This window comes from Bacillus sp. JJ1532 (assembly GCF_036965085.1).
Lineage (GTDB): Bacteria > Bacillota > Bacilli > Bacillales > Cytobacillaceae > Cytobacillus.
In genome coordinates, this window is record NZ_JBALOW010000116.1 from 1 (window position 1) to 3,754 (window position 3,754).

General features: G+C 36.3%; 5 protein-coding genes. 4 read left to right on the forward strand and 1 reads right to left on the reverse strand.

The genetic code is table 11. The annotated features are described in order from the left end of the window. The first annotated feature begins 235 nt into the window (after positions 1-235). Together V7122_RS24275 and V7122_RS24280 are read left to right on the forward strand one after the other, a co-directional pair. On the forward strand, positions 236-532 hold the full coding sequence (locus V7122_RS24275) for a hypothetical protein (protein WP_335345934.1): 297 nt from the start codon (positions 236-238) through the stop codon (positions 530-532). A gap of 273 nt (positions 533-805) precedes the next feature. Further along, a complete protein-coding gene (locus V7122_RS24280; protein WP_335529703.1) occupies positions 806-1,462 on the forward strand; it encodes a Type 1 glutamine amidotransferase-like domain-containing protein in 657 nt (218 codons plus the stop codon). Between the two features lie 176 nt (positions 1,463-1,638). Here the strand turns inward: V7122_RS24280 and V7122_RS24285 are convergent, their stop codons facing one another. Beyond that, the gene (locus V7122_RS24285; protein ID WP_335529706.1) at positions 1,639-2,478 is read right to left on the reverse strand and encodes a tyrosine-type recombinase/integrase; all 840 of its coding nucleotides are present in this window, start codon (positions 2,476-2,478) and stop codon (positions 1,639-1,641) included. A 266-nt stretch (positions 2,479-2,744) separates the two neighbouring features. Here V7122_RS24285 and V7122_RS24290 point away from each other — a divergent pair, with 266 nt between their 5' ends. Together V7122_RS24290 and V7122_RS24295 are read left to right on the forward strand one after the other, a co-directional pair. After that, a complete protein-coding gene (locus V7122_RS24290) occupies positions 2,745-3,143 on the forward strand; it encodes a hypothetical protein (protein WP_335529709.1) in 399 nt (132 codons plus the stop codon). Between the two features lie 60 nt (positions 3,144-3,203). Next, positions 3,204-3,671, forward strand: coding sequence for a UPF0158 family protein (locus V7122_RS24295; RefSeq protein WP_335529712.1), 468 nt, complete (start codon positions 3,204-3,206; stop codon positions 3,669-3,671). The last annotated feature ends 83 nt before the right edge of the window (positions 3,672-3,754 follow it).

Below are 3,754 nucleotides of genomic sequence, written 5' to 3' on the forward strand. Positions count from 1 at the left end.
TGCATGGGCGGCTAAAGGGGCAGGTTAGTTGAAGAAGCATTGTTTGTTTAATTCAGATGAGAAGGGGAGTAGATAATGAGGGTCCTTTACTAATGTTTTGTTCGTTGTTTTATCATCTGGCTTTGAAATAACGTTTGATTCTCTATAAGAAAGAACGATAATTTATATAAAAGTTTGATAAAATGTTATTAATAAATTGAGATTGTGAACTATAAATGATCGGGGTGGAGATTTATTGAATAACAATTCTTATAATATTGTCGTGCATGTTGTCAATTTAATCCTATTGGGAGCTATCGGTTTTCTCGCGTTTTTCTCTGTGGTAAATATTAGCCCAGCCCAAGACCCCATCTCTGACATATTTAAATTCGGTCTTATTGGTTTTCTGCTCGTCATGTGGGCAGTTAATTACTGGTTCCAATACAAGAAGCAAAAATGGATTCTACCAATAGCAGGAACCATCCTATACGTCGCCATCGCTTTGTTTGTCATGGGGGTTGTTATGCCATTCCTACGCGACATTGTTTATTAAATAAACCCGCAGCCATGCCGAATAACAATTAAACAATTTATCACGTTTGGTAAGCTGGCTAATAGAAGCTCTGTTCTTCTTGCATTAACGGGGGCTAGAGTTCAAGAAGAGGGATGGCTGCGGGCAATCCCTGTCTTCTTGTGCTAACGGGCAGGATAGTTGAAGAGTGTTGTTTAAATTGTGTTTAACAATCGGGCATATTGAGAGTGACAAGAAAACAGAATGAGTGACGTAAGGAATAAATGTTATTTACACTTTGCTGAGGGGGTACTTATGAAAACTCACTATTATTTAGGTTGGTTTAACAATTTTTTTCCAGAGAATCTGGGTAGGGTGTTACAGGAGGATATAACTGATAGAAAATCGCTTGCTATGATTAGCTCGAATCCATCTATTTATGAAGATGATGGTGCTACTGAACGCTCGTGGCTCGATCAGGCTTGCATTATGTTTGATGAGTATCATTTAATTAATTACCGCGTACAGAAGAGAGATGCCCAAACGATTATTCAAAATGCTTCCGTCATTTTCTTGTTGGGTGGCAATATTCTTAATCAAAATGGTTTTTTGATGGAATATGAATTATCGGATTCGATTAAAAAAAGCAGCGCCGTTGTGATGGGAACAAGCGCTGGAGCAATCAACATGTCCGCTAAATGGTTATGCTCGAAAAACTTTGGATATGAAGTTGAAATGAGCTCTGTTTACGACGGAATCGGTCTTGACAATTTTTCCGTCCTGTCTCATTTTGATCTTGAAAATAACATTGCACTGGTTCAAAGCGAACTATCTCCCCTATCGGAAGAAATAAATATTTATGCGTCGAACAAAGATTGCGCTGTACGTGTAAAAGGAGACAAAATCGACGTTTTTGGCAATGTTTATTTAATTTCCGACTCAAAGATTCAGAAATTGGATGAGACGCTCTAGTTGTAGTGAATCGCTATGGCTTAATTGAATTAATTTCTTTATGGACCGTCTCTATTTTAAATTTAGTGAAGGAGAACTGGCGCGAGTGTTGAATATGGGTCTATTTTTTCTACTTCAACTAACGGGTGCGAAAGTGAAAAGGCAGCGGAGTGTCCGTTGCCTTTTGCCATCCATTATTAAAAATATTTTCTGTAAAATTCTCTTCTAACGCTTCCACTTAGCTGAGCATAAATCCTAGTGGTCTCGCTTTTTTCGTGTCCCAGTAAACTTTGAATAACATCAATAGGAGCTCCGTTGTTCAATAGGTGTGTCGCATAGCTGTGGCGCAGTTGGTGTGGATGAATTTCTTTGTTGATCCCTGCTCGACTTGATATTCGTTTTATGATATATCTCATTTGTCCAATACTCATTCTATGTGGGTGCCGTTCAGTAACAAAAATAGCTGTGTCTTTATCCTGGCGAAGATCCAAGTATCGTTTGAGCCAGATTTCACACCGTATATTAAAGTAGACCTCCCTTTCCTTATCACCTTTCCCAAGCACAATGGCTGAACGATTGGACCAATTAATACAATTTTTATCAAGAGAAACAATTTCCCCTATTCTACAACCTGTTGAAAACATAAATTCAAATAATGCCTTTTCCATTGGCGTAATACATGCTTCCCTTAAGTGTTCTATTTCTCTCTCTGTTAAAAATTTAGGAATCCGTTTTCCTTGTTTAGGTTCTTTGATTTTTGCAGCAGGATTTTTCGGTATATGCCCTTCTTCGTGCGACCAACAAAATATCGATTTAATAAATCGAATTCGTTGAGCCAGACTTGAGGGCTTGAGGTGTTCACTGGATTTTGCTAAGTATTCTTTCAGCCGATCAAGAGTCAATGATTCAATATTCACATCGTCAAAGTATTGGATAAGTAGCTTAGTTTTGAGCTTATATGCTTTTAATGTGTGAGGGGAGAATCCTTCGATCTTTTTATCCGATTCATATAATTCCCAAGTTCTTGATAATAACAAAAATATCTCCTCCTTTTCGTATTGGAGGAATTATTGCCTTGATTGTAGAAATGGAAACGTAAGGTATTCAACTATCTAAGCAGGTTTGTTTAACAAGGGATATGGAGGTCGTGGTAAAATAATGGTAATGAAGGAGGGATAAGATTTCGTTTATTAAACCATTTCTTGCTCTTGCTGTATTTTTGACACTATTATTCGTATTCGGTTGCAGTAACAACGTAGAAGATAATCAAATTAACTTTGGTTTGATAGCAAGTGAAAAATCTTTGCCTACGGATTTTGATGAGGTGGCGTTTAAAAGGGACACAACACCTTATTTTCAGTATTTAGTAAAAAAAGTCGTTAATCAATCTGAATTTGAAGAAACATGGAACATATATGGATTTGAAAATAAGACACCAAATGTAGACTTTAACGAGAAAGATGTTAATTTCATTGGAGTTCAGGAGTCTGGAAGTTGCCCCTATAAGATTAAAAATATTGAACTAAACTCAGATAACAAAGCTATCACAGTGCCTTTATCGCAACCAGATGGTAATTGTACTTCTGATGCAACACCAAGAACATTTGTTATTGAGGTTAATAAAGAAGTTTCAAGAGACCTGAAGAGTGTGGTAATTGTTCAAAGTGGTGCAGAAACAACCATTCTAATTGATGGAAACTAATCTTAAAATTTTGACTAACGGGTGCATTAGTAAAAAAATATAGAGGGTGATCCGAAAATAATGAATATTCAAGTAAAGCTTCAAGCTATTATTGAAGAAATGGAGATACAGTTTGACGAGTCTCGGACATTTCTGAGTATTAAAACTGGCGAAATTATTGTAGTAACCTCAGATGACTTAAGAGCTGCTGAAGATGAAGAACCATTCGATCATTTACCAGATTGGGAACAAGAAGATAGAAAAGTTGCTAATGATGTAGTGGAAAACTTCGAGAATTACAAGGAACTCCCAACAAAATATGAACTAAATGAATATGAGATGTTGGAAGACTTTTGCCTAACTGTTAGTGATCAAAGAAAACAAGATATATTATTAAATGTGATTAAGGGTAAGGGTGCTTTTAGGAGGTTTAAGGACAAAATCATTGATTTTGAAATTGAGGACAAATGGTATTCTTATCGTGAGGAACGATTTAAACAAATTGCGATTGAATGGTGTCTAGACAATAATATAAACTTTAGTGAATAATTAATTTTTAAAAATACAACGAGAGCAACCACATAATCAGGTAATTACTCTTTGTTCAACTAAAGGGGCAGTTGTGCGGCCGA